Annotated in this window: 24 protein-coding genes and 1 tRNA gene; 10 read left to right on the forward strand and 15 right to left on the reverse strand. The window is 28.8% G+C overall.

Translation table 11 applies throughout. From position 1 onward, the window contains the following. Position 1 precedes the first annotated feature (1 nt). The 7 genes from cmoB to abc-f form a co-directional block, all read right to left on the reverse strand. On the reverse strand, positions 2 to 877 hold the full coding sequence (cmoB, locus tag L8U37_RS05640; RefSeq protein WP_263660585.1) for a tRNA 5-methoxyuridine(34)/uridine 5-oxyacetic acid(34) synthase CmoB: 876 nt from the start codon (positions 875 to 877) through the stop codon (positions 2 to 4). Positions 878 to 915: 38 nt separating this feature from the next. After that, positions 916 to 1,665, reverse strand: a complete 750-nt coding sequence (locus L8U37_RS05645) for a flagellin (RefSeq protein ID WP_263728771.1) — start codon at positions 1,663 to 1,665, stop codon at positions 916 to 918. A 33-nt stretch (positions 1,666 to 1,698) separates the two neighbouring features. After that, positions 1,699 to 2,166 (reverse strand): DUF4149 domain-containing protein, encoded by a 468-nt coding sequence (locus L8U37_RS05650; protein ID WP_133319299.1) that lies wholly within the window; start codon positions 2,164 to 2,166, stop codon positions 1,699 to 1,701. Positions 2,167 to 2,196: 30 nt separating this feature from the next. Continuing rightward, complete coding sequence (locus L8U37_RS05655; protein ID WP_263728798.1) at positions 2,197 to 2,997, reverse strand: HemK/PrmC family methyltransferase; 801 nt, start codon at positions 2,995 to 2,997, stop codon at positions 2,197 to 2,199. Next, complete coding sequence (locus L8U37_RS05660) at positions 2,997 to 4,184, reverse strand: M48 family metallopeptidase (protein ID WP_263728772.1); 1,188 nt, start codon at positions 4,182 to 4,184, stop codon at positions 2,997 to 2,999. The genes L8U37_RS05655 and L8U37_RS05660 overlap by 1 nt, the downstream gene beginning before the upstream one ends. Before the next feature lie 101 nt (positions 4,185 to 4,285). Beyond that, positions 4,286 to 5,959 (reverse strand): autotransporter outer membrane beta-barrel domain-containing protein, encoded by a 1,674-nt coding sequence (locus L8U37_RS05665; RefSeq protein WP_263728774.1) that lies wholly within the window; start codon positions 5,957 to 5,959, stop codon positions 4,286 to 4,288. 493 nt (positions 5,960 to 6,452) lie between these two features. Beyond that, positions 6,453 to 8,378, reverse strand: a complete 1,926-nt coding sequence (abc-f, locus tag L8U37_RS05670; protein WP_263728775.1) for a ribosomal protection-like ABC-F family protein — start codon at positions 8,376 to 8,378, stop codon at positions 6,453 to 6,455. 70 nt (positions 8,379 to 8,448) lie between these two features. On the opposite strand from abc-f, the gene L8U37_RS05675 reads away from it, so the two are divergent. Further along, complete coding sequence (locus L8U37_RS05675; RefSeq protein WP_263728776.1) at positions 8,449 to 9,579, forward strand: metallophosphoesterase; 1,131 nt, start codon at positions 8,449 to 8,451, stop codon at positions 9,577 to 9,579. Further along, entirely contained in the window at positions 9,580 to 10,389 is an 810-nt protein-coding gene (locus L8U37_RS05680; protein ID WP_220566753.1) for a phosphatidylserine decarboxylase, read from the forward strand. On the opposite strand, the gene L8U37_RS05685 is transcribed toward L8U37_RS05680, so the two are convergent. Genes L8U37_RS05685 through L8U37_RS05715 form a run of 7 tightly spaced genes read right to left on the reverse strand, consistent with a single transcriptional unit; the run spans position 10,364 to position 16,207 of the window. Further along, positions 10,364 to 10,654: a FlhB-like flagellar biosynthesis protein gene (locus tag L8U37_RS05685; protein ID WP_133319292.1), complete on the reverse strand. Its 291-nt coding sequence runs from the start codon at positions 10,652 to 10,654 to the stop codon at positions 10,364 to 10,366. The genes L8U37_RS05680 and L8U37_RS05685 overlap by 26 nt on opposite strands. A 2-nt stretch (positions 10,655 to 10,656) precedes the next feature. Further along, positions 10,657 to 12,666, reverse strand: a complete 2,010-nt coding sequence (locus tag L8U37_RS05690) for a flagellar hook-length control protein FliK (RefSeq protein ID WP_220566754.1) — start codon at positions 12,664 to 12,666, stop codon at positions 10,657 to 10,659. Next, positions 12,656 to 13,852 (reverse strand): MFS transporter, encoded by a 1,197-nt coding sequence (locus L8U37_RS05695; RefSeq protein ID WP_263728777.1) that lies wholly within the window; start codon positions 13,850 to 13,852, stop codon positions 12,656 to 12,658. Before L8U37_RS05695 ends, L8U37_RS05690 begins: the two co-directional genes overlap by 11 nt. Next, entirely contained in the window at positions 13,846 to 14,331 is a 486-nt protein-coding gene (locus L8U37_RS05700; protein ID WP_257397029.1) for a hypothetical protein, read from the reverse strand. Before L8U37_RS05700 ends, L8U37_RS05695 begins: the two co-directional genes overlap by 7 nt. Then, positions 14,315 to 14,593 (reverse strand): AtpZ/AtpI family protein, encoded by a 279-nt coding sequence (locus L8U37_RS05705; RefSeq protein ID WP_263728779.1) that lies wholly within the window; start codon positions 14,591 to 14,593, stop codon positions 14,315 to 14,317. The genes L8U37_RS05700 and L8U37_RS05705 overlap by 17 nt, the downstream gene beginning before the upstream one ends. Continuing rightward, positions 14,590 to 15,867 carry a glutamate-1-semialdehyde 2,1-aminomutase gene (hemL, locus tag L8U37_RS05710; RefSeq protein ID WP_263662369.1) on the reverse strand — a complete coding sequence of 426 codons (1,278 nt, stop codon included), beginning with the start codon at positions 15,865 to 15,867 and terminating at the stop codon, positions 14,590 to 14,592. Before hemL ends, L8U37_RS05705 begins: the two co-directional genes overlap by 4 nt. Next, complete coding sequence (locus L8U37_RS05715) at positions 15,854 to 16,207, reverse strand: c-type cytochrome (RefSeq protein ID WP_263659360.1); 354 nt, start codon at positions 16,205 to 16,207, stop codon at positions 15,854 to 15,856. The genes hemL and L8U37_RS05715 overlap by 14 nt, the downstream gene beginning before the upstream one ends. An 81-nt stretch (positions 16,208 to 16,288) precedes the next feature. Here L8U37_RS05715 and folD point away from each other — a divergent pair, with 81 nt between their 5' ends. The 5 genes from folD (at position 16,289) to L8U37_RS05740 (ending at position 21,274) form a co-directional block, all read left to right on the forward strand. Next, positions 16,289 to 17,137 (forward strand): bifunctional methylenetetrahydrofolate dehydrogenase/methenyltetrahydrofolate cyclohydrolase FolD, encoded by an 849-nt coding sequence (gene folD, locus L8U37_RS05720; protein ID WP_133319286.1) that lies wholly within the window; start codon positions 16,289 to 16,291, stop codon positions 17,135 to 17,137. Then, the gene (gene lepB, locus L8U37_RS05725) at positions 17,134 to 17,982 is read left to right on the forward strand and encodes a signal peptidase I (RefSeq protein WP_220566758.1); all 849 of its coding nucleotides are present in this window, start codon (positions 17,134 to 17,136) and stop codon (positions 17,980 to 17,982) included. Before folD ends, lepB begins: the two co-directional genes overlap by 4 nt. 162 nt (positions 17,983 to 18,144) lie before the next feature. After that, positions 18,145 to 19,311, forward strand: coding sequence for a pyridoxal phosphate-dependent aminotransferase (locus L8U37_RS05730; RefSeq protein WP_263664731.1), 1,167 nt, complete (start codon positions 18,145 to 18,147; stop codon positions 19,309 to 19,311). Between the two features lie 89 nt (positions 19,312 to 19,400). After that, positions 19,401 to 20,522: a tRNA guanosine(34) transglycosylase Tgt gene (gene tgt / locus L8U37_RS05735; RefSeq protein WP_220566759.1), complete on the forward strand. Its 1,122-nt coding sequence runs from the start codon at positions 19,401 to 19,403 to the stop codon at positions 20,520 to 20,522. Next, entirely contained in the window at positions 20,516 to 21,274 is a 759-nt protein-coding gene (locus tag L8U37_RS05740) for a CorA family divalent cation transporter (RefSeq protein WP_133319282.1), read from the forward strand. Before tgt ends, L8U37_RS05740 begins: the two co-directional genes overlap by 7 nt. A 1-nt stretch (position 21,275) precedes the next feature. Here the strand turns inward: L8U37_RS05740 and L8U37_RS05745 are convergent. Further along, positions 21,276 to 21,352 (reverse strand) — tRNA-Arg (locus L8U37_RS05745). Between the two features lie 118 nt (positions 21,353 to 21,470). Between L8U37_RS05745 and L8U37_RS05750 the strand changes: the two genes are divergently transcribed. Genes L8U37_RS05750 through L8U37_RS05760 form a run of 3 tightly spaced genes read left to right on the forward strand, consistent with a single transcriptional unit; the run spans position 21,471 to position 23,889 of the window. Then, positions 21,471 to 22,913 (forward strand): acetyl-CoA carboxylase subunit A, encoded by a 1,443-nt coding sequence (locus L8U37_RS05750; RefSeq protein WP_263728781.1) that lies wholly within the window; start codon positions 21,471 to 21,473, stop codon positions 22,911 to 22,913. Then, the gene (locus tag L8U37_RS05755; protein WP_012661304.1) at positions 22,910 to 23,170 is read left to right on the forward strand and encodes a hypothetical protein; all 261 of its coding nucleotides are present in this window, start codon (positions 22,910 to 22,912) and stop codon (positions 23,168 to 23,170) included. The genes L8U37_RS05750 and L8U37_RS05755 overlap by 4 nt, the downstream gene beginning before the upstream one ends. Then, positions 23,170 to 23,889: an arginyltransferase gene (locus tag L8U37_RS05760; protein ID WP_133319279.1), complete on the forward strand. Its 720-nt coding sequence runs from the start codon at positions 23,170 to 23,172 to the stop codon at positions 23,887 to 23,889. Before L8U37_RS05755 ends, L8U37_RS05760 begins: the two co-directional genes overlap by 1 nt. Positions 23,890 to 23,892 lie beyond the last annotated feature (3 nt).

The raw sequence follows: 23,892 nt of genomic DNA on the forward strand, positions 1-23,892 counted from the left end.
TTTACACCTTTAATTTAACATAAACTCTTTTTGGTGCTTCATAGCCTTCGCAAGTTAAATTTGAATCATTTTTATCTAAAAATTGATCTAAAGAATAAGAATCAATCCATTGTGTTTTTCTTTGTTCTAAAAGATCGGTTTGTTTAGTTGTTATAACTTCAAATTCACTAAATCCAGCCCTATAACACCAATTTCTTAAACCTAATATCGACGGAATGAAAAAAATATTTGGTATTTTTGAGTAAGTTTTTTGAGGAATAAGTGCTATTTCTCTTTCATCTTCTATATACATAGTGTCTAAAAAGACTATGCCATCTTTATTTAAAGATTGTTTGAGTTGTTTTAGCATGGCTATGGGATCACTACGATGATAAATCACTCCAAGACAAAAAATCACATCAAATTTTATGCCATAATTTGGTACATCAGCTACGCCTAAAAGCTCATATTGTATAGGAGTTTTTGCAATGGAGTTTAAAAGTAAAAATTGCAAATAATACTTAATAGAAGGATCAAAACCTATGAGCTTTGAAGGATTAAATTCAAGCATTTTAAACATATAATAACCATTGTTGCAGCCAATATCTGCTACTATTTTGCCTTTTATTTCTTGCATATAAGGCTTTAAAATATTAAATTTGATAAAACTTTGCCATTCTGTATCTATAAATAAATCATTAATTTTAAAAGGTCCTTTACGCCAAGGTTTTAATTCTAAAGTGATATTCTTAATCTCATCATCTAAACTTTTATCACAAAAAATATCAAAACTTTCATTTATAAGGTAATTTGAATTTTGAATTTTTTCACTAAGTTTTTGAATTTTTTCATATAAAGGATGTTTTAAAACTTGCTTAAATAAAGCATTATTTTGCATATTTTTCCTTGAAAAACTCCCTTATTTGGGAGTTTTTATTATTGAAGTAGGCTTGCCAGTTTAGTTTGTAACATTACATTTGAATGAGCATTTGCAAATAAAAATGCATTTTCTTTTAGGTAATTTGCATTAAAATCATTGATATTTTGAGCTAAGTCATTATTTTGTAATTTGCTTTCAGCTTCTTTAGTGTTAATACTAGTTTGCAAAGATGAGTTGATATTAGAATGGATAGCGTTAATTCCAGCACCAATATCTGCGCGTAAAGAACCTACTTGATCTTGAAAATCACGAATTCCGTCTTGATTTTCAAGGCTTAAATTTGCTGTGCTTGGTTGATTTAAATTAATACTTTCAACCCCAGTACCAACAACAAAATCCATACTCTGAAATACATTTTTTCCATTAAAAGTCGCATTAGAAAAAGCATCATTGATTGAAGTTACAAGTTTGCTTGCTTCAGAATTTAGCATACTTTTTTGTCTGTCATTTAAAGCAGCATTGTTTGAGCGCACTGAAAGTTCATTGAGTTTGTCTGCAGTAGCTGAAATGTTATTTAAAGTTGAATCAGCAATTTGTAAAACTCCTATGGAATCATAGGCATTTAAAATACCTTGATCTATAGTGCTATATTGACTTCTTAAAGAATCAGCTATGGCTAAATTTGCTCCATCGCTCCCATCTATAGCACGGATTACAGCTATGTTTTCTAAAGCTTTTTCTTGGCTTTTTTGAGCTTGATTTAAGTAGTGATTTTGTTGAGTTGTTCCTATATCGCCTATTTTCATCTTTGACTCCTTTTAAAGACTTATTTTATTATATCATTTTTTTGTTTTAAAATTTAAGAAAAACAAAATTACTTGTGATAACATGATAATTTTCATCACAACTTCACTTGCACCATGAATTTTTATAAATTCTTGAGTTTTAGTTGCTTCTTCTCCTAAACTTTGTGCTTCTAAAACATAAGCAGTGAAGTAAAATACAAAAAGCAAACTTAGTGCCAAAATGATCAAAGAAAGCATAAATTTTGAAAAATTTATTTTAAAAGTTAAATTTTTGTCTTTAAATGAAAAAATTTCTATTAAAATAGACAAAACACTCACACCTAACAAAACATAGCCAAATTGCACAAAAATGTGTGTCATTAAAAGCCCACTTTGAAAATGAGTTAAAACCCCTTCACCTATGAATTTAGCAGGATAAAATATAGTCGGAGCTAAAAATACACCTATGCTAATTTCAATCCCAATTAAGCTTGCTAGTAAAAATAAATATATTGATTTCATGTTTTCTCCTATAATAAAGATAATTATAGTCTAATTTTTTAAATTCCATGCAACAAAGGCTCTATCAAATCCATTATAATCTTGATAAAAAGTAGCCTTGAAATCATTTTCTTTTAAAATTTTATTTAAAATTGTTTTTTGATCATAGCCAAACTCACATGCTAAGACTTTTGTGTTGTGATTTTTGGCAAAAAGAATAATTTCATGTAAAATTTCCCAACCTTTATCTCCACCAAATAAAGCATTGTGTGGTTCGTTTTGAACCCATTTATCTAAAGGATAGTCATTTTTTATGTAAGGAGGATTAGAAAAAATAAAGTCAAAATTTCCTTGTATATTTTTAAAATCACAAAGTTGAAAATTGATTAAATTTGAAACATTATGAAAATCTGCATTTTTTTTAGCAAGCTCTAATGCTTTTGGATTGATATCACAAGCTTGTATAAAAATTTGTTTTAACTTTGCTAAGCAAATACTTAAAATTCCACTTCCAAAGCCAATTTCAAGTATATTTTTAAAAGAATTATGTTCTAAAATTTCTAAACATCTTTCAAGTAATATTTCACTGTCAAAACGCGGTATCAAAACCCCTTTTTTAGTAAAAAAATTAAAACCATAAAATTGTGTTTTTTGAAATAAATACTCAAAAGGCTCACCATTTAAAAATCTATCTATATATTCTAAAAAAACTTTCTCATTGATTTGAAATTCAGGATTTAAAAAAATCCAAGCTTTATCTTTTTGCAAAAGCTCACAAAGAATAAAAAGTATATATTCTTTGTGAGTAGGATCTTTTGCGTAAGCTTGCTTTAAAGCTTGTTTGATTGAAATCATTGCAAAGCTTTGATTCTATCATAAATACAAGGATGACTTAGATGAAAGAAAGTATAAATTTTACTTGTTTTAACAAAGGCTTTGTTTTCTTTTGCTAAAGCTATGAGAGCATTTTTCATATCTTCTTTAGAGCTTAGTTTTGCTCCGTGTAAGTCAGCATTAAATTCATTTTTTTGACTCATTTTATTAAGCAGTGGAGAAACAATAAAAGTAAAAATATTTCCAAAAATCAATAAAAGTGCAAAAACTCCAGCATTCACTCCATCTAAATGACTTTCAATATAAAAAAAGCTTGGTAAATGTGCAAAGATGAAAAATAAAGCAAAAAGCATCAAAGCACTAGCAAATAACATTTTTAGCAAATCTTTATGCGCAAAATGTCCTAGCTCATGACCCAAAACAGCAATGAGTTCTTTTTCTTTTAAAGCATTTAAAAGTGTATCAAAAAGTACTACTCTTTTGCTTTTAAATAAGCCACCAAAATAAGCATTTAATCTTTTATCTCTTTTGCTTGCATCGATAACATAAACACCATTTGCACTAAAGCCACATTTTTGCATTAAATTAGTGATTTTTTCTAATAAATTTTCATCTTCAAGTTTTTTCATTTTGTTAAACATAGGTGCAATAAGTGTAGGGTAGATGAGATTTATAATAAGTATAATTATAAAGCTTAGAGCAAAAGCCACTACCCACCAGTATGTGTTAAAAAATTCAAAGCAAAATACTAAGGCATAGATGATTAAAAAGCCAAAAACAAGCATTAGAGCTAAAGATTTAATGCTGTCTTTAACAAAAAGCGCTAAAGTCATATTTGAAAAGCCGTGCTTTTTATCTTTTATAAAGCTTTCATAATAGCTAAGTGGTAAATTTAAAATACTAATAATCAATAAAAATGCAAGCAAAAATAAAGTATTTTCTAAAGTAGAATTTTCTTTTATAAAAATTTCTTTTAAATACAAAAAGCCAAAGCTAATCCAAGAAATGTTAATCATCAGATTATAAAGATTAGAAAAGATTTTGTATTTTTCATTTTCTATGGCGATATTTGCAGCATTTTTATAATCTTGTTCATTTAAAATAATTGCTTGTTTTTCTCTTTCTTTTTTTAAAAAAGAAATTTGTATATAAGATATAAAAACCAAAAAAGCTGTATAAATACATAAAATAGTTATCAAAGTCATAGTTTTTCCATGTAATTTTTTTGTGAAAGTATGCAATAAGAAAGTAAATAAGCATAGGTAAATTACCTATGCTATATAAGAAGAATTCTTGTTTATGTCAATTAGAATGAGTATTTAACGCCAATATTACCAGTTAGGTAAGTTTCATCAGTGTTATCATCTTTATTGCCTAAGATTTGTTTAGCGCCTACACTTAGATCAATAGAAAATCTATCTGTAACGCTAATATTGCTTCCGATAAGGATTTTACCGAAAGTTTTATCTTTTTCAGCACCAGCTACATGATAATTCATGTTACTTCCTGTAAAGTGTCCTTTAAAGTCATTTCCACTTGTAGCAAAGAATTGTTCGATTTTCGGAGTTACATAGAAATAGCTACCACCATCAAAACCTTTTCTAAATTCTGCTCCAATTTCAGCACTCGCTGCAAAACTATCCATTGAGTAAACTTTTTGAGCCCAAAGACCATTTTCTGTATAATCTGGAGTGTGGCTATAATAAAGATTTAGTCCAATTAAAGGTTTGATTGAAAAGCTATCACTAAAATCAAATACATAACCATAGTTACCACTTGCACCTAAGTAGGTTTGTGTAAAATCAGACTTTTGCACTGAGCCATTTACAAATCTTTCTTGATCTGCAAAGCTAAATTGCGCATAAGATTTAATATCAAATTCATGTTGACCATTTGTAATTCTTGAGTAAAGACCTAGTTGTAAATTATTAGAGTCTTGATTTAAAGAATTATGATTTAATTGTGAATCAGCATAAGTTAAATATGCGCCAAAGAAAATAGCATCGCTAAATTGTCTATCAATACCTATAGTAGTTCCATATACGCCTTCGCTTTCGCTACCAATTATATTTGCACCACCAAATGCATTAGCCCAAACACTGTTTTCGCCTTGATTTCTATCTTGTATCATTCTAGTTGAAATAGCCATTTCATTAGCTAGGTTGATAACTTGGATAGCACCTTGGCGATTAGAATTGTTTGCACTTTCTCTAGCTGAATTTACTACATTTTTGGCTTGCTGTGCATTGCCTACCATAGCATCAGTTAAAGCACTGCCTGCTGCTTGTTGTCTGTTTGATGTTAAGATTGAACCTAATACAGCATCAATTTGTTGATTGAATACTGTTGTTGAATTATTTAATTTTTTTATCTCATTATTTATTTTATCAATGATTTTTTGATAGTCATCTTTAGTAAATGATAGTTTTTCATTGTTTTTTGGTTGAATGTCTGTAGCATCTTCTTTTTGTAATTCAAAGTAATCAACTAATTGTGTCAATACTTTAATTTTTGCATTTAATAATTCTTGACTTATTTTATCTGTTTTGTATTTTGATTTATCAATAGCAGTTTGAGCATATAAGGAGTTGTTTATTTGTTTTATATTGTGATTTAATCCTTCAATTGTAATATCGATATACTCAACTGTTTCTTTGTATTTCGCAGCTTCATAGTTATTTAAACCAAGTATTTTAGCAGTTGGAATAGCAATGCCAATATTTATTGTGTTTGAAATTTCAATATCTTCATTAAATCCGTTTTTTGCATTTAACAATAAATATCCATTGGTATTTATTTGGTCCATATTATAAATATAAAAGTGTGAATTAGTGATATTTGCTGTACCGTTAATATTAAAATGTTGATTTCCAATAAAATAAAAGTTAACATAGTTAGATGCTTCTAAATTTCCATTAACATATAAATTTCCATTACGATTTGAATCATTTACTATAAAAATTTCTGAAAAATTATTCAAGGATAAATTTCCATTAATGGTACTTGGGCGCCCAATATCTAAATATGCAAAAGAACCATTAATATTTATTTTTTTGGCATTGATATTAAAAGAATAATAGTTTGGCTTTCCATTTAATACATATGATCCTATAGAAGCAGTGTTTATCTGTCCATTTTCAAATGTTGTTCCATCTAAAATAATTTCGTTTTTAGTCGTATTAATTTTTAAGTCTTTGATAAATTGATTTTTTATTCCATCAAAAGATTGCCCTATAATTGATTTATGGTGTAATTATCGTTACCATTAAAGATATATTTCCCATTTTTATAAGGATCTATTAAAGAATTATCGTTTAGAATATTTTCATTAGCATAATTCAAACTAACAATTGAAATGACAGCACAACTAGAAAGAAAAATTTTTCTCATTATAAAATCCTTTTTTGTAGAATATTAAATATTATAATGACATAGATTGCCTTAATTTATGTTTTAGAGCGTTTTTTTTGTTTTCAGATTTTTTCAAGAATTTTAAAATAATCATCTTCTAAAATAGTCAAAAGTTTTTCTTTTTCTTTTAATTCTTCATAGAGTTTTTCGATTCCAATTTTTTGATAAAGTTCCGATCTTGATAAAGCATTTTTTATTTCTTTTATTTCTTCTTCTAATTTATGAATTTTATCAGGATATGAGTTTAAAATTTCATTTTCTTTATAGCTTAGTTTTTTACTCGATTTTTCTTTTGTTTTTACACTTGCGGTGGTGTTTGTTTCTAAGCTTTTAGAAAATTCTTCAAAGTCTTTGTATTCTTTTTCATTTTCTAAATATTCACTATAAGAAAGAACTTCTATATTAATATTTGCATTATCTTCAAAAGCATAAAGTTTAGTTGCTATTTTATCGACAAAATATCTATCATGTGAGACAAGCAAAATCGCGCCTTCAAAAGAAAGTAAGTATTCTTCTAAGATATTAATCGTAGCTATGTCTAAATCATTTGTTGGTTCATCTAAGATTAATACATCATATTCTTTGGTAAAAAGCAAGGCTAGAGCAACTCTGTTTTTCTCACCCCCACTTAGCACACTCACGCTTTGCTCTAAAAATTCTTTTGGAAATAAAAATTGTTTTAAATACCCATAAACATGCATATTTTTACCACGCACTTGAATGTGATCGCCACCATTTGGGCAAAAAATTTCTAAAAGTTTTTTATCGGTATTTAATAAACTCCTGCTTTGATCAAAATAGCCTATTTTAACTTCACCTCTTTTAATCTCTCCGCTATCAAGCGGAATTTGATCAAGTAAAATCTTTAAGAAAGTAGATTTCCCACAGCCATTTTTACCTACTATGGCTATGCGTTCACCTTGTAAAATTCGTGCATTAAAGTCTTTAAAAAGTGTCTTGTTGGCAATAGATTTTGAGATATTTTTAAGTTCAAAAAGCATTTTTTTGCGGTTTTGGCTTTGAGTTTGGTTAAAATTTTTACTTGCTCTTTTGATTTCAAGTTGTAAGCGTTTGATAGCTCCTGGGTTTTTCTTAGCTTCTTCACGCATTTTAAAAATGCGTTCTTTGCGTCCTTCGTTGCGTTTAAGCCTAGCTTTGACTCCTCTTCTTAGCCATTCTTCCTCACTTTTTAGTTGCTTAAGCAAGGTTTCATGGCTTTTAGCTAAGGAAGCTAAAATAGTTGCTTTTTTTTCTAGATATTGCGTATATCCACCCTCAAAAATGCTTAATTTTCCCGCTTCTATTTCTACGCATTTTTGCGCTATAGCATCGATAAAATACCTATCATGAGAGATGAAGATAACACACATTTTAGAAGCTTTCAGTCTTTCTTCTAAAAAGTTACTCATATATACATCTAGATGATTAGTTGGTTCATCAAGCAATAATATATCAGGATTTTTTAGCAAAAGTGTGCAAAGCCCTACGCGTCTTATTTCGCCCCCACTTAAAGAGCAAAGTGTTCTGTCTTTGTATTCTAATAGTTTAAATTCTTCTAATATTCTTTGTATTTTTTGGTCTAAATTCCATGCGTCTTTTGAATCTATAAATAAACTTAATTCATCTACTTTTTTTAAATATTCTTTATTTTCAGGATCAAAAGCTAGTTTTTCATTATAGCTTTCAAATTCTTTCAAGGCTTGGTAAATTTCTTCAAGTTCTTTTTTGATGGCTTCGCTTACGCTTAAGGTGCTTTCAAAGCTTACTTGTTGGCTTAGCATACCTATACTAGTGTTATTTTGTTTAATTACCCTACCGCTATCTAGTTTTAAAGTTCCTATAAGGGCTTTTAAAAAGCTTGATTTTCCTTCGCCATTTTTGCCTATAATGGCGATTTTTTCTCCTAAATTTGCGCTAAAATTTGCATTTTCTAAAACTATTTTTGTATTAAATTTCTTATTTGCGTCGATTAAATCTATTAAAGCCAAATTTCTTTCCCAAATGTTTTTTACGATTTTACTTTAAAAAGTATTAATTTTGCTTAAATAAAATTACGCCATGAGAGCATTTGTTTTTTTTACTTTATTAGTTTTATTTTTTGCTTTGGCAAATTGGTATATTTATAAAAGATTTTTAAGTAGGGTTGATTTTTTAAAACCTTATAAAAAGTTTGTATTAGCTTTTGTTTTAATAGTTTTTGCATGTGAATTAATCTTTTTTATAAATATGCGCGGGGACTTTTTACATGAAAAGTTTTATTATATTTTAGCTATTTTTCCTACTGTTACTTGTTTTTTCTTGCTTTTTGGAGTGATTTTTGAAATTGGCTCTTGGATTTTTTTTAATGAAAATAAAAAAGAGCAAATTTTCAGTGTCCAAAGAAGAAAGTTTTTAAAATTAATTTTTGATTCTTGGCTTATTATACTTAGCGTTAGTATGGTATTTAAAGGTTTTGTAAATGCTATTAGCACACCTAGGGTCAATGAAGTAGATATTAAAATTAAAAATTTAAAAGAAGATTTAAATATAGTTTTACTTTCTGATGTGCATTTGGGAAAAAATTTAGGAGAAGATTTTTTAAAAACTTTAATCGATGAAGTTAATGTTTTAAATGCTGATATGGTCATTATAGCTGGGGATTTAATCGATGCAGATATTGCTAGTATGCCTTATATTAATTTATTAGAAAATTTTAAATCAAAATATGGTACTTATTTTGTTTATGGAAATCATGAGTATTATAATGATATAAATGCAATAAGCAAAAAGCTTAAAACGCTTAAAAATTTCAAAGTTTTAGAAGATGAAAGTATTGATTTTGGGGATTTTACTTTAAGTGGGACTTTGGATTTGGCTGCCAAGCGTTTGGGTTTTAAAGAAAGCAATATAGAAAAAATCAAAACTCAAATCAATCAAGAAAAGGTTAATATTTTAATCACTCATCAACCAAAGTATGTAAAAACTTATGATATAAGTGGGTTTGATTTGATTTTATCAGGACATACACATGCAGGACAAATTTTCCCTTTTTCTTTGCTAGTATATTTAGAGCAGGGCTTTGTGTATGGACTTTATAAATTAAGCAAAGATAGCTTGCTTTATGTAAGTAGTGGAGCTGGATTTTGGGGGCCTGCTGTGAGATTTTTAGCCCCTAGTGAGATAGCTTTGATTAGATTAAAAGGAGAATGAGTGGGATTTAGCAATAGTGCTTCAAAAATGTTTGGAATTATAGCAAAATATAAATTTCCAAAAATTATACAAAAAAATATAAATAAAGCTTATGTAAATGCTTTTAATATCAATATGAGTGAATTTAAACCTTTAGAAGAATATGAGAGTTTAAATGCTTTATTTACAAGAACTTTATTAAATGAGCGAGAATTGGAAGATGGCTTTATAAGTCCAAGTGATGGTAAAATTTTAGAACTTGGAAGTAGCTTTCAAAATGATTTAAAAGAAAATTTAGCCTTTAGCATTAAAGGTTCAAGTTATAGCATAGAAGAGCTTTTAAAAAACTCAGCTAGTAAAGAAGAATTAGAAAATGGCATAGATTATGCAAATATTTATTTATCTCCAAAAGATTATCATCATTATCATGCACCTTGTAATATGCAAATTTTAAGTGCTACTTATATGAGCGGGGCTTTATTTAGTGTGAGTGAGGCAAAGTTAGCTAAGATTATAAACCTTTATACTAAAAACGAAAGAGTAGTTTTAAAGTGCTTAGTGGAAGGAAAATTTATACTTTGGATGGTATTTGTGGGTGCGCTAAATGTCGGTAAAATGCACTTTAGCTTTGATACTAGCATACAAACTAATGCTGCAAATTTTGATTTTACTCATACTTATGAAGATCTTTTTGTAAAAAAAGGCCAAAGACTTGGAAATTTTGAGCTAGGTTCAACTATAGTTTTAATCACCCAAAAAGGATTTTTAAAATTTAGCAAAAATGCTTATGAGCAAGTTGAATTTTCTAAGAAGATTGCGGACTTTGCTTAGTCTCATCTTCATTAGCAACTTTATATAAAAAGGCAAAAATTTCAGCCACTGCTTTATACATATTAGGTGGGATTTCATCGCCTAAGTCAAGTTTGCTAAGCACTTCTACTAAGTCTTTGTCTTCTTTTATGGGTATGCCATTTTCTTTGGCTAAAGAGATGATTTTAGCAGCGTTTTCACCTTTGGCATTAGCTAGGATTTTTGGTGCATTTTGTTCTTCTTTGTTATAGCCTAGTGCAACGGCTTTTTTTGTTTTTTTAGCCATTTTTAAGCCCTTGTGTCAAAACCCATATTAAAGTCATTATATTCTTCTTGATTGTGAAATTTACTTTTAATTATATCGCTGATGAAAAAATTAGAGCTTAGAAGTCCTACTTTAACTAAGGCTTTTTTTAGTTCATGTGCTCTTTCATAAAGTTTTTTTCTAAAATTAGCATTTTCTATCATCATATTTATATCGATGTATTTATCATTACTTAGAGATAAAAATACATTGATTTTTCCTAATTTTTCAAATTCAAGATTAATTTGTGCATAAAATTTATCTTTTTTACCGCGTTTAAAAACTACATTAGATTTTTCTAAATCATCCCAAAAGAAAGGTAAAAAAGTATGAATGCTATTATTGGCTAAAGATAAAAGTTGGTTAAATTCAAGCTGAGCTATAAGACGATTTGCTTGATTTAGTATGCTTTCATTGTCTAAATTTTTGGCTAGATTAGAAACTTGCAAAAGAGTGGATTTAATATCTTTTTGTAATTCTGAAGAAATTTCTGTGCTATCTTTTTGGGTGATTTTTCCAAGATCTTTTATAGAAAGTTCTAATTTTTTTTCTATATTTTTTATATCATCTAAAGAATTTTTTGCCTCATAATTTTTAGGATCTAAAGCTTTTAAAACTTCATTGAGTTTTCTTCCTATTAAGCCTAGTTCTTTGTTTAGATTGTTTAAAAGCTCTTCTTGTAAATTTTGGCTAAAATTAAGATTTTTGCTTACATTTTGTTTGAAAATATCTTCTAGTAAAATTTTGCCTGAAGTGCTTTTAAATATATCCTCTAACTTAGTATTATTTGTTTGTAAATTTTGACTTTTATTATCATTTTTACTTAAATCTTCAGTATTTTTTTGTAGTGTTTTTGGCTCTTCTTTGGGGTTTTCTTTGATATCTTTACTTTGTGGTATTTTTTCTTCTTTTGTGTTTTGAATTTCTTTATCTTTTGCTATGCTTTCTTGCTTTTGTTGAGTTTCTTTTTTATCCTCTGTGCTTTTTTGTGGAGTTTTTATTTCTTCTTTTAACTCTTCTTTGATGTCTTTAGTGTGTGGAATTTTATTTAAATTTTCTTGTGTTGTTTCGGTTTTGTTTTTGTGATTTTTTATATCTTTTAAAAGTATTATAAAATCTTTTATATTTTGGCTAAGCTCTTTTAGTATATGAGTGTTTTGAATTTTTATGTTTTCTGGTTTAGCTAGTTCTTTGTTGATAAGTGTTAAATTTTTATTAAGATTTTTGATAAAATTATCCGCAATATTTTGGAGTTTTTCTTGACTAATAGAACTTGGGTTTTTATTGATATAATTTTTAAAATTTTCTATTTTATCAAATAGCTTAAAAAGTGTTTTGTAGTTTGTATTTTCCAAAGAAATTTTATTATCTTTTTTGTGATTTTGTAAGATGTGAATAAGCTCTTTTAAGGTGCTTGTAGTATCAAGATTTTTAAGATCTAAATTACTTATATCGTGTTTTAAATTTTCACTTGTAGCGCCTTTTATAGTACTTAAAAGATTAAAAAAACTCTGTGGTAAATTTTGTTCTTTTAAAGAATGATTGAGCTTTGCTTCTAAAAATATGCCTGAATTTTTCACTAAAGATGAAAGATTTTTATTATTAATATCTTTAGCAGGCTTGACTAAATCTTCTAAAATTTTAAGCAGTTTTTCAAATTCAGGATTTTTTGAAAGCTCTACTTGGAGTTTTTTTACTTCATTGGCAAAATTAGGTGCAAAATTTAAATCTTTATGATTTTTTAATACTGCCAAATCAGGATCTTTATTGGTTTTGATTTGATCTAAAAGTTTATTAAGTAATTCTTGTAGTTTTTGATCAATTTTGCTAACATAATCTTTGGGTAATTTAACTTCAGAATCGCTTTTGGAAAATAAAGGATTTTTTAACGCATCATTGAGAGAGGTTTTTTTGTCTGATTTTTCACTTTTATTTTCTTTATTTGTTTCATTTTTTGCAAACTGATTTTGACTATTAGAGATATTAGTTATCATCTAGCATTACCATATTACCAGGTTTTCTTTTAAATTTGGTAAGTTTTTTAAATTTTGGTTTATCGATGGCAAATAGTATCAAAATACTTAATAAAACTATATAAAAATACATAAAGCCATAAGCTTGAAAATAATACATCAAAGTTCCCAAAACTGCAGGTGCAAATAAAGCACCAAAAGAATAGGTAAAAAGAACTGCTCTGCCAAGTTCAACTCTTTTGCTAGGATTATCAAGCATATCATTTGCTCTTGCTAAAGAAAGAGCGTATAAACAACACATACCCATGCCTAGCAAAATTCCAAAAAAGTATTTTAGATAAATATTATATTCTAAAAGTAGTATGCAAAGCATAGCGCTTAAAGCAATAAAAGCACACAATATAATGGCAAATTTTCTGCTAATTTTATCAGAAAGAGTTCCGATATAAAGTTGCGAAATAAAGCCACCTACCATAGTAGAGAAAATAAAAATAGAAGCTTCTTTTGCGCCAAATCCTTGTATAAGTACAAATAAAGAAGCCATGGAAAAAAAGCCATTTAAAAGCATGCCCGCTATAAAACTTGTTACTAAGGCTAAAGGCACTATATCAAAAACCTTAGGAATGGAAATTTTTGTTTTTTGTGGCAAAATAGGCTCTTTAATGCGGATTAAAAATAAAGGAATGGAAGCAAACATAATAAAACTAGCACTTAAAATAAATACTGTATTACTTGGAAAGTCAAAAGACATAAGTAAAATTCCAAAACCTGATGATGAGTAAAATACAACCTCATAAAAGGCTATCACTCTTGAGCGAATAGTGTTTTTTGCTTTTTCATTAAGCCATGATTCTATTACCATTAAAAGCGCATAATAGCAAAAACCTAGCAAAAATCTTAAAAACATCCAAAAATAAAGATTAGAATTTAAACTATGAAGCATGGTGGCTATACCAAAAATAATAGCAAAAATTCCAAATGATCTTATATGTCCTACTTTAGAAACTATTCTATGGGCACTAATTGTACTTACCATAGCGCCAAGAAAATAACAACTTCCTATTACGCCTATATAAAAATTACTAACATTATTATGCTTTAAAATAATAGCTATGGAATTTACTGTTAAAGCACTTCCTATGAAAACAAAAATCATACCAAGAAATAATGCTGTTAGTGATCTAATCGTTCTTTTTGAGCTTAACATTTTCTTATTAAAAAATTATATATTAATACCGCTATGGGTGTGACAAACATTGCACAAAACAAGGCAAAAATACTCATTAAACCTTGAAACTCTAAAAATAAAAATCCTGCTATTAAAAACACATAAGCAAAAATTTTAAATAAAGAAAAAAAAGCCAACGCGTTTTTAAAAATACTTTTAAATTTTGGTTTTAAATCGTCATCTATATGGATAAATTTTATAATTTTTGGCAAAGAATATTGTTTTTTAGCAAAAATTTGTAAAGGCCTTTGCGTAAAATCATAATTTTTAACTGCTTTAAAAATAAAATTTTTATAATTTAAAAAAGATATTAGAATGATTAAATTTTGAGCTAAAAAGCCAAATTCAAAGCTTATAAAGGTTTTAAAGCTTAATTCTTTGTAAAAAAAAACTCCTGCTAAGAAAAGTAAATTTAATCCTAGCAAGAGTTTTAATAAAATTTTAGGCTTTAGGATCATTTTTTAAATCTTTATAGCGATTTTCTTCTTTAAATTCTTCGTAACTTTTTATTTGTGCTTTGTAGGCTCTATAAACATTTAAAATCGCCGCAGCTACTCCTATAAACACTCCTACCCAAAAAAGCCAAACAATGCCGGTTAAGTTTTTAAAAAAATAGCCTATGCCAACTCCGATTAAAACAGCCACAACCATGGATATACCAAGGCTTAATCCATCTGCAGCTTCTATACCTTTGCGAATGATTTTTTGTCTTTTATTCATAATGCTTTAAAACTTTCTTGTGCTGCTTGTATAGTTTTATCAATGATTTTTTTATCCATACATTCACATATAAAACCTGTTTCAAATTGAGATGGTGCTAAATATACACCTTTGCTTAGCATCTGTGCATGAAATTTGGCAAATAATTTAGTATCTGATTTTAAAGCGTCTTGATAATTATTAACAGGGTTTTCACAAAAGAAAAATCCAAACATAGAACCAACGCAATTAACTTGCAAAGGAATTTTGCAATCATTTGCAGCTTCTTTAAAGCCTTGGGTAAGTCTTTTGCCTAGTTTTTCTAATTTTTCATATAAGCCTTCATAATTTCTTGCTTTTTTTAAGCTCGCATAACCTGCAGCCATAGCAAGAGGATTGCCACTTAGTGTTCCTGCTTGATATACCCCGCCCAAAGGACTTAATAAATCCATGATTTCAGCTCTTGCAGCAAAAGCAGCTGCAGGAATACCTCCGCCTATAACCTTACCAAAAGTTACTATATCAGCTTTTATATTATTAATCCCAAAAGAGCCAAGATATGAAGCTCTAAAGCCACTCATAACTTCATCAAAAATTAAAAGAATTTGATGCTCATCACATAGTTTTCTTAACTCTTGTAAAAATTCTATTTTAGCAGGCACTAAACCCATATTTCCTGCAATTGGCTCTATGATGATACAAGCTATATTATCATCATTATTGATTAAGTTTTTAACACTATCAATATCATTATAAACGGCTACTAGAGTATTTTTAGCTACATCGGTTAAAACTCCTAGTGAGCTTGGGGTGTTAAAAGTAGCTGCACCGCTTCCAGCACTTACCAATAAAGAATCAGAATGCCCATGATAACATCCTTCAAATTTGATGATTTTATCTTTTTTACTAAATCCTCTTGCAAGACGAATAGCACTCATAGTAGCTTCAGTGCCACTACTTACAAAACGGATTTTATCCAAATGTGGCCAATCTTTTAAGATAAATTTGGCCAATTTAGTTTCAGCTAAAGTTGGCGCACCAAAGCTCGAGCCATGCTCTAATGCTTTTTTACAAGCTTTTTCAATATCCTCATCACAATGTCCAAAAAGTAAAGGTCCCCAACTTTGCACATAATCTATATAAGTATTTTCTTCTATATCGCTAATATAAGCACCTTTGCCTTGTTTGATAAATAAAGGATTGCTACCTACACTTGCAAAAGCACGCACTGGGGAATCTACCCCACCTGCTATATACTCACAAGCTTCCTCAAAGGCTTTTTTATTGTTTTTCATTTTTACTCCTTTTATTGCTAGTAATATAATCATAAAGTGATTTTATTTCATCTTCTGTTAGCGAGTAAGTTGGCATAATGCTTTTTGCCTCTTGAGGTTGATTTAGAATTTTTCTAAAACGCGTATAAGGAGTGTTTTTAATACTTGGCACAATAAAAGGAATTTTTTCTCCATTTTTAGTGTAATAACCTAGTATTTGTTGACCTCCATCGCCATGACATTTAGCACAACTTATGCCTCTTGGATTTTTGTAAAGGGACTCTTGGTATTCTTTAGGAGAGATAAAATCTTCAGCCCAAGCACCATAAATTATAAAAAATAAAAATAATACAATTTTCATTCATTGCCTTTAACAAAAAAAGAAGTTTTGTTATGATACAATTTTTTAAGTTAAAGAAAGCTATAAAATTTAAGGAAAGAAATGACACTTTTAGATGGTAAAAAGCTAAGTGATAAGTTAAAAGAAAATTTAAAACAAGAAGTATTAGAACTTAAAGCTCAAAGTATAGAGCCTTGTTTGGCTGTAATTTTAGTAGGCGAGGATCCTGCTAGTGCTACTTATGTGGGTTCTAAAGCAAAAGCTTGCGAGCAATGTGAAATTAAGTCTTTAGTTTATAAACTTGATGTAAATACAACTCAAAATGAGCTTTTGGCTTTGATTAATACTTTAAATCATGATGATAGTATAGATGGAATTTTAGTTCAACTTCCATTGCCATCGCATATTAATAAAGATATAATCTTAGAAAGTATTAACTTTAATAAAGATGTAGACGGCTTTCACCCCTTTAATGTCGGAAATTTAAATCTTAATTTAAAAGGTGGTTTTTTACCATGTACACCTTTAGGCGTTATGAAAATTTTAGAACATTATGATATAAAATTACAAGGAGCTAGTGTAGTTGTAATAGGAGCTTCAAATATAGTAGGCCGTCCTATGGCTACTCTTTTGTTAAATGCTAATGCTAGTGTGAGTATTTGTCACATTTATACAAAAGATTTAAAAGCTTATACAAAAAATGCTGATATTGTTATCGTAGCAGCAGGTTGTCCAAATCTTTTAAAAGAAGATATGGTTAAAGAAGGTGTGGTGGTAATTGATGTTGGGATTAATAGAGTTGATGGAAAAATAGTAGGCGATGTCGATTTTGAAAATGTTAGTAAAAAAGCTAGTTATATCACTCCTGTACCAGGTGGAGTAGGGCCTATGACTATTGCTATGCTTTTAGAAAATACTATAAAATCAGCTAAAAATAGGATAAAAAAATGAAATTTTTGAAGAAAATTTATAAATTTACACAATCTTGGACGGGAACTTTAGTAGTTGTTTTATTGATTATATTTTTCTTTATACAAGCTTTTACTATACCAAGCGGTTCTATGAAAAATACTTTATTAGTAGGGGATTTTTTATTTGTAAAAAAATTTTCTTATGGTATTCCAACCCCGCATATTCCTTGGGTGGAAATTCCTGTTTTACCTGATTTTAATAAAAATGGACATTTAGTAAGTGGTGAAGGTCCTAAAAGAGGGGATATTGTGGTATTTAGATATCCGCATGAGCCAAAAATCCACTATGTAAAAAGATGTGTGGCCAAAGGCGGAGATGAAGTAGTTTTTGCAAATAAAACCTTATATGTGCGTATGGTTGAGGGTGATGAATATATGAAAGATTATTATCCTAATAAAACAAAAATTATAGGCGGAAGACTTTTTGTAAAAGAGCCTTTTGTGGAAAAAGGAATACATTATGATTCTAGAGTGGATATAGACAGTGTATTTTTTCGCTATTTAAATTTGGGGCAATTTGCTATGAAGCCTGCTTCTTTTGATGAATTAGGTGCTAATAATATTTATGGTTTTAATGCTTATTATTATAAAGTACCTGAAAATGAATATTTTATGATGGGCGATAACCGTGATCATTCTAGCGATAGTCGATTTTGGGGAAGTGTAGATTATAAATATATAGTTGGACAACCTTGGTTTATTTATTTTTCATGGGATGAAAATAAAAAAGTTAGATGGGAAAGAGTAGGGCGTTTAGTTGAAACTATAGAAAAAGATGAACGCTTTATTCATCATAATGAAAGCGACATAGAAGCTTTAGAATAATTACCCAAAGAAACAAATAAAAATAGTTTGTGTAGAAAATGTATAGTTTCTACACAAAATTTTTTAAAAATATACAATCTTGATTTTACTCGTAGAATTTTTTAAGCTCCAAGTTGTAACAATTACAAAAATTAAAATTAGTATAAGATAAAAGGATAGAAAATGCTAAGCCAAAGATCTCAAAATTTAGGAGAATCCTTAACTTTAGTAATGACTGATATAGCCAAAACTTTAAAAGCAAATGGTGAGAAAGTTATTAGTTTTTCGGCAGGTGAGCCCGATTTTGATACTCCAGAAATCATTAAAAAAGCAGCAATTGAAGCTATTGAAAAAGGTTGTGGAGCTTATACGCCAGTTGTGGGTATAAAAGAAGTTATAGAGGCTATACAATATAAATTTAAAAATGATAATAGTTTAGATTATAAAACAAGTGAAATCATTACCAATGTTGGTGCTAAACATTCTTTGTTTATGGCGATTGAGTGTTTAGTTGAAGAAGGTGATGAGGTTATCATTCCAAGTCCTTATTGGGTGAGTTATCCTGAAATGGTAAAATTTGCAGGCGCAACTCCTGTGTTTATAGAAGGTGAGGCAAAAAATGGATTTAAAATCACCCCAAAACAATTAAAACAAGCTATTACTTCAAAAACTAAGGTTTTGATGTTTAATTCTCCATCAAATCCTACAGGAGCTATATATTCTAAAGAAGAAATAAGTGCTTTAGCTAAGGTTTTAGAAGGAACTAAAATAGTAGTTTTAAGTGATGAAATTTACGAAAAATTAGTTTATGATGGAGAATTTTGTGCTTTTGCACAAGTTAGTGAGGATGCTTTAAATAGAACTGTAAGTATTAATGGTCTTAGCAAATGTGGTGCTATGCCAGGGTGGCGTTTTGGATACATGGCAAGTAAAATGAGCGAGTTTAATAATGCTGTTAAAAAACTACAAGGGCAAAGTACATCAAATATTTGTTCAATCATCCAACACGCAGCTTTACCAGCCTTGCTTGGAAAAGCAGATAATGATATTGAAATGATGAGACAAGCCTTTTTAAAGCGTAGAGAATTAGCTTGTGAAATTTTAGCCAAAAGCGATAAGTTAAAATTAGAACAAATTCCACAAGGAGCTTTTTATTTATTTATATCTTGTAAAGAAGTTGATAATGATTCTATGAGATTTTGTAAAAGACTACTAGAAGAGCAAAAAGTAGCTTTGGTGCCAGGTATTGGTTTTGGCATGGAAGGGTATTTTAGGCTCTCTTACGCAACTAATGAAAAAGATATTATTGAAGGTTGTGAAAAAATCGTTGAATTTGTAAAAAACTACTAATTTCTTAAGCCTGTTAAAAACAGGCTTTCTTTCAAAAAAACTTATAAGCAAGTCTTTGGTATGATTATGCAAAAAATACAGGAAAAATAATGGAATTTGAAGTTCAATATAAAAGTGCAAATGCTAGAGCTTGTCGTATAAAAACTACACATAGTGAAATTTTAACTCCTATTTTTATGCCCGTTGGAACTTTGGCTGCGATTAAAAGTTTAGATGCTGTTGATATGAGTGAGATTTTAAATGCAAAAATTATTTTAGCAAATACTTATCATTTGTATTTAAGGCCTGGTTCTAAAGTGATTAAGCAAATGGGTGGCCTGCACGGTTTTAGTAAATTTGAAGGCTCTTTTTTAACAGATAGTGGAGGTTTTCAAGCTTTTTCTTTAAGTAAAAATTCAAAACCTGATGAAAAAGGTATTCAATTTAAAAGTCATATCGATGGAAGTTTGCACTATTTTACCCCGCAAAGTGTTTTAGATGCACAATATGATTTTAATTCAGATATTATGATGATTTTAGATGATTTAGTGGCCTTACCTGCAAGTAAAGAAAGGATAGAACTTTCTCTAAAACGCACTATAAAATGGGCAAAAGAAGCTATTGATTATCATAAGTTAAAACAAAGTCAAGGTGTGGGAATAGGGCAAAATATCTTTGGTATTATCCAAGGTGGGACTGATTTTGAAGCTAGAAAAATTTGCTCTCAAGCACTTTGCGAGATGGATTTTGATGGGCTTGCTATAGGTGGATTAAGCGTGGGAGAAGAAAATGAGGCTATGTATGATACGGTTGAAGCTATGATGCCTTATGTGGATAACAATCGCCCTAGATATTTAATGGGAGTTGGCACGCCTGAAGATTTAGTAGAAAATGTAGCAAGAGGTGTGGATATGTTTGATTGTGTGATGCCAACAAGAAATGCAAGAAATGGTACCTTATTTACTAGCTTTGGAAAATTTAATATCAAAAAAGCAGAATTTATCACTGATCATGCCCCTATAGACGGCAAATGTTCTTGCTATACATGTAAGAATTTTTCAAGGGCCTATTTAAATCATTTATTTAAAGCCAAAGAATTAACCTTTTTTAGACTTGCAAGTATTCATAATTTACACTATTATTTAAATTTGGTCAAGCAAATGCGTGAAGCTATTATTAAAGATGAATTTGAAAATTTTAGAAAAGAATTTTATAGGCAAAGAATGTGTTAAATGATACTTTAAAACAAATTATTAGCAATATTAATATATCAAATGCTTATTATGAATTTGATGATTTTGATATTTTCACTCTAGATATAACTAAAAATTCTAAAAGTGTATTTGTTTTTAAAGAAAATCAAATTTTTGAGTATAAAGATGAAAATTTGATTTTATTTTCTAATACGGAATTTATAGCTATATTAAAAGAAATTTTGCAAAATGAAAAAGAAAAAAATAATACCATTAACCTTTCTATAGAAAAAAGAGAGGAGTTGATTTTAGAAAATAAAAAAGTAAAGAATTTCTTGACAAAATATTTTATATTAAAAGTCAAGCTTAGTAAAAGTTATAACATGGTTTCTTCTGTTTTAGAGGCTTGTAAAATTTGTCATAGTAAGCATCATTTTATAAAGAAAAGTTTAAAAACAATTATTTTAAATTTAGCTGTTTTGGAAAAAAATATTAAAGAAAATATATCAAGATTAGAAGGGATTTACACTTATATTAATACCGCAAGAAATGAAAAAATAAATAAAAATATTTACTTTTTAAGTATTATGTCTGCAATTTTTTTACCTTTAAATTTAATCGTTGGATTTTTTGGTATGAATACCAAAAATTTATTTTTATCTGAAAATGAATACGGAACTTACTATATTTTAGCTGTGATTTTAACGATATTTTTTATTTTATTTTTATGGTATCAATTTAAAGATAAAAAAGAATTAGATTTGGATGAATTTTCTGTAAAAAAGAAGTAAGTGGTACGCCCAAGAGGATTCGAACCTCTGACCTTTTGAACCGCAATCAAATGCTCTATCCAGCTGAGCTATGGGCGCAAAAATAAAGAGTAATTTTATCAAAAAATTCTTAAAATTAGCAAAAATAAATATTTTTATAGAATTTTTATATTTTTATGCTAATCTTCTTTTTAATATTTTAGCTTAAGGCAAAGTCATGATACATAAGATTTTAATAGCCAATAGAGGTGAGATTGCAGTAAGGGTGATCCGTGCTTGTAGAGATTTGCATATACAAAGTGTTGCTGTTTATACTGAACCTGATTATGAGTGTTTGCATGTAAAAGTTGCTGATGAAGCATATAGAATAGGAACTGATGCCATAAGAGGGTATTTAGATGGTAAAAGAATAGTTGAGATTGCTAAAGCTTGTGGAGCTGATGCTATACATCCTGGATATGGTTTTTTAAGTGAAAATTATGAATTTGCAAAAGAATGCGAAGAAGCAGGGATTATCTTTATAGGTCCAAAATCAGATGTTATCCGCAAAATGGGTAATAAAAATATAGCAAGATATTTAATGAAAAAAAATGGAATCCCTGTAGTTCCAGGTACTGAAAAATTAAATCATTGCACATTAGAAGAAATCAAATTCCAAGCTTTAAAAATAGGCTATCCTGTAATTTTAAAAGCTAGTGGCGGTGGTGGCGGTAGAGGCATACGCGTAGTACATAAAGAAGAAGATTTAGAAAAATCTTTTGAAGCATGCAAAAGAGAAGCGCTAAGCTTTTTTAAAAATGATGAAGTTTTTATGGAAAAATATGTTATTAATCCAAGGCATATTGAATTTCAAATTTTAGCAGATAATTATGGTAATATTATTCATCTTTGTGAAAGAGATTGCTCAATACAAAGAAGACATCAAAAAATCATTGAAATAGCACCTTGCCCAAGTATTTCAGAAAAACTAAGAAAAACCATAGGAGTTACTGCAGTAGCTGCTGCAAAAGCTGTGGGCTATACGAATGTTGGGACGGTTGAGTTTTTACTTGATGATTATAATAGATTTTATTTTATGGAAATGAATACAAGAATTCAAGTAGAACACCCAATTACTGAAGAAATCACGGGGATTGACCTTATTACAAGACAAATTCGTATAGCAAATGGGGAAATTTTAGATCTTGAGCAAAGCGATATAAAACCAAGAGGTTTTGCGATAGAAGCTAGGATTACAGCAGAAAATGTGTGGAAAAATTTCATTCCAAGTCCAGGTAAAATCACAGAGTATTTTCCAGCTTTAGGGCCATCTGTGAGAGTGGATAGTCATTTATATAAAGACTATACTGTGCCACCTTATTATGATTCTTTACTTGCAAAATTAATTGTTAAGGGCTCAAGTTATGATAGTGCAGTTAATAGACTTGAGAGAGCTTTGAAAGAATTTGTGATTGATGATATTAGAACAACTGTTCCATTTTTGATTGCAATTACCAAAATAAGAGAATTTAGAAGAGGGTATTTTGATACTTCTTTCATAGAAACACATATGGAAGAGCTTTTGGAAAAGACAGAAGATAGACACCAAGAAAATAAAGAAGAAGTAATTGCTGCTATAGCTGCAGCCTTACAAAAGATAAAAGAAAGTAGGCAATCATGAGTTTTTTAGATGAATTAAAAGATATAAAAAAAGCACTCCAAAAAGAACAAGGTCAAACAAAAAAAGAAAAGGTTAAAGCGAGTAAAAGCGGAGTTAGTATGAAAAATACTGACTTAGATGCTATACAAAAAGACTTAGCTAAGCAAAATGAAGATAAAAAGCAAGAACAAGAATTTGAAGATATGTTTTTAAAAGAAGAGCGTTTAGCTAATGAATTTATGGAATTTGTAAAAAATAGTGATATTAAAAAGATCTAATGAATAATATTATTGGTTTTTGTACTTTAGAAGAAGAATGTCCTTATCTTGAAAATAGATATTGTAGAAATGAGTATAATTATATATCTTTTATTAACAAAGCGCAAAATCAAGAATTAGTTTCAAGAGGTTGGCGTCGCTTTGGTTCATATTTTTCAAGACCAATATGTAATGATTGTAATGAATGTCAAAATTTGCGTATTTTGGTAGAAAATTTCCATTTTAGTAAAAGCTATCGTAGGGTTTTAAAAAAAAATATAGCTACTAAAATAATCTTACAAAAACCTTCTTTAAGTGATGAGCATTTACTGCTTTATGAAAAATACCACCATTATCAAAAAGATAAAAGAAATTGGAAAATTTATGATTTAAATTTTAGAAAATATTACAATCTTTATGTAGATAATGCAGGTACTTTTGGATATGAACTTGATTTTTATATAGATAATAAGTTAGTTTGTGTTGATTTGATTGATATTTTAGAAGATGGAATTTCTAGTATATATTGTTTTTATGATCCTGATTTTTCACATCTAAGTCTTGGAAAATACTCGCTTTTAACAGAAATCAAGCTTGCACAATTAAAAAAATTAAAATATATTTATTTAGGATATTTTGTAAAAGGGTGTCAATCTTTATCGTATAAAGCCGATTATAGTCCAAATGAAATTTTAAAACACACTAGTGCTTTAGATGAACAGGCATTTTTGTGGAGTTAGGTT

The sequence above is a fragment of the Campylobacter sp. RKI_CA19_01122 genome, assembly GCF_025771325.1.
Classification (GTDB): Bacteria; Campylobacterota; Campylobacteria; order Campylobacterales; family Campylobacteraceae; genus Campylobacter_D; species Campylobacter_D lari_D.

What these genes read in the sequence shown, in the direction of transcription:
- cmoB (WP_263660585.1), bottom strand. Translation starts at nt 877, where the DNA reads ATGCAAAATAATGCTTTATTTAAGCAAGTTTTAAAACATCCTTTATAT.
- L8U37_RS05645 (WP_263728771.1), bottom strand. Translation starts at nt 1,665, where the DNA reads ATGAAAATAGGCGATATAGGAACAACTCAACAAAATCACTACTTAAAT.
- L8U37_RS05650 (WP_133319299.1), bottom strand. Translation starts at nt 2,166, where the DNA reads ATGAAATCAATATATTTATTTTTACTAGCAAGCTTAATTGGGATTGAA.
- L8U37_RS05660 (WP_263728772.1), bottom strand. Translation starts at nt 4,184, where the DNA reads ATGACTTTGATAACTATTTTATGTATTTATACAGCTTTTTTGGTTTTT.
- L8U37_RS05675 (WP_263728776.1), top strand. Translation starts at nt 8,449, where the DNA reads ATGAGAGCATTTGTTTTTTTTACTTTATTAGTTTTATTTTTTGCTTTG.
- L8U37_RS05685 (WP_133319292.1), bottom strand. Translation starts at nt 10,654, where the DNA reads ATGGCTAAAAAAACAAAAAAAGCCGTTGCACTAGGCTATAACAAAGAA.
- L8U37_RS05690 (WP_220566754.1), bottom strand. Translation starts at nt 12,666, where the DNA reads ATGATAACTAATATCTCTAATAGTCAAAATCAGTTTGCAAAAAATGAA.
- L8U37_RS05695 (WP_263728777.1), bottom strand. Translation starts at nt 13,852, where the DNA reads ATGTTAAGCTCAAAAAGAACGATTAGATCACTAACAGCATTATTTCTT.
- L8U37_RS05700 (WP_257397029.1), bottom strand. Translation starts at nt 14,331, where the DNA reads ATGATCCTAAAGCCTAAAATTTTATTAAAACTCTTGCTAGGATTAAAT.
- L8U37_RS05705 (WP_263728779.1), bottom strand. Translation starts at nt 14,593, where the DNA reads ATGAATAAAAGACAAAAAATCATTCGCAAAGGTATAGAAGCTGCAGAT.
- hemL (WP_263662369.1), bottom strand. Translation starts at nt 15,867, where the DNA reads ATGAAAAACAATAAAAAAGCCTTTGAGGAAGCTTGTGAGTATATAGCA.
- L8U37_RS05715 (WP_263659360.1), bottom strand. Translation starts at nt 16,207, where the DNA reads ATGAAAATTGTATTATTTTTATTTTTTATAATTTATGGTGCTTGGGCT.
- folD (WP_133319286.1), top strand. Translation starts at nt 16,289, where the DNA reads ATGACACTTTTAGATGGTAAAAAGCTAAGTGATAAGTTAAAAGAAAAT.
- lepB (WP_220566758.1), top strand. Translation starts at nt 17,134, where the DNA reads ATGAAATTTTTGAAGAAAATTTATAAATTTACACAATCTTGGACGGGA.
- L8U37_RS05730 (WP_263664731.1), top strand. Translation starts at nt 18,145, where the DNA reads ATGCTAAGCCAAAGATCTCAAAATTTAGGAGAATCCTTAACTTTAGTA.
- tgt (WP_220566759.1), top strand. Translation starts at nt 19,401, where the DNA reads ATGGAATTTGAAGTTCAATATAAAAGTGCAAATGCTAGAGCTTGTCGT.
- L8U37_RS05750 (WP_263728781.1), top strand. Translation starts at nt 21,471, where the DNA reads ATGATACATAAGATTTTAATAGCCAATAGAGGTGAGATTGCAGTAAGG.
- L8U37_RS05755 (WP_012661304.1), top strand. Translation starts at nt 22,910, where the DNA reads ATGAGTTTTTTAGATGAATTAAAAGATATAAAAAAAGCACTCCAAAAA.
- L8U37_RS05760 (WP_133319279.1), top strand. Translation starts at nt 23,170, where the DNA reads ATGAATAATATTATTGGTTTTTGTACTTTAGAAGAAGAATGTCCTTAT.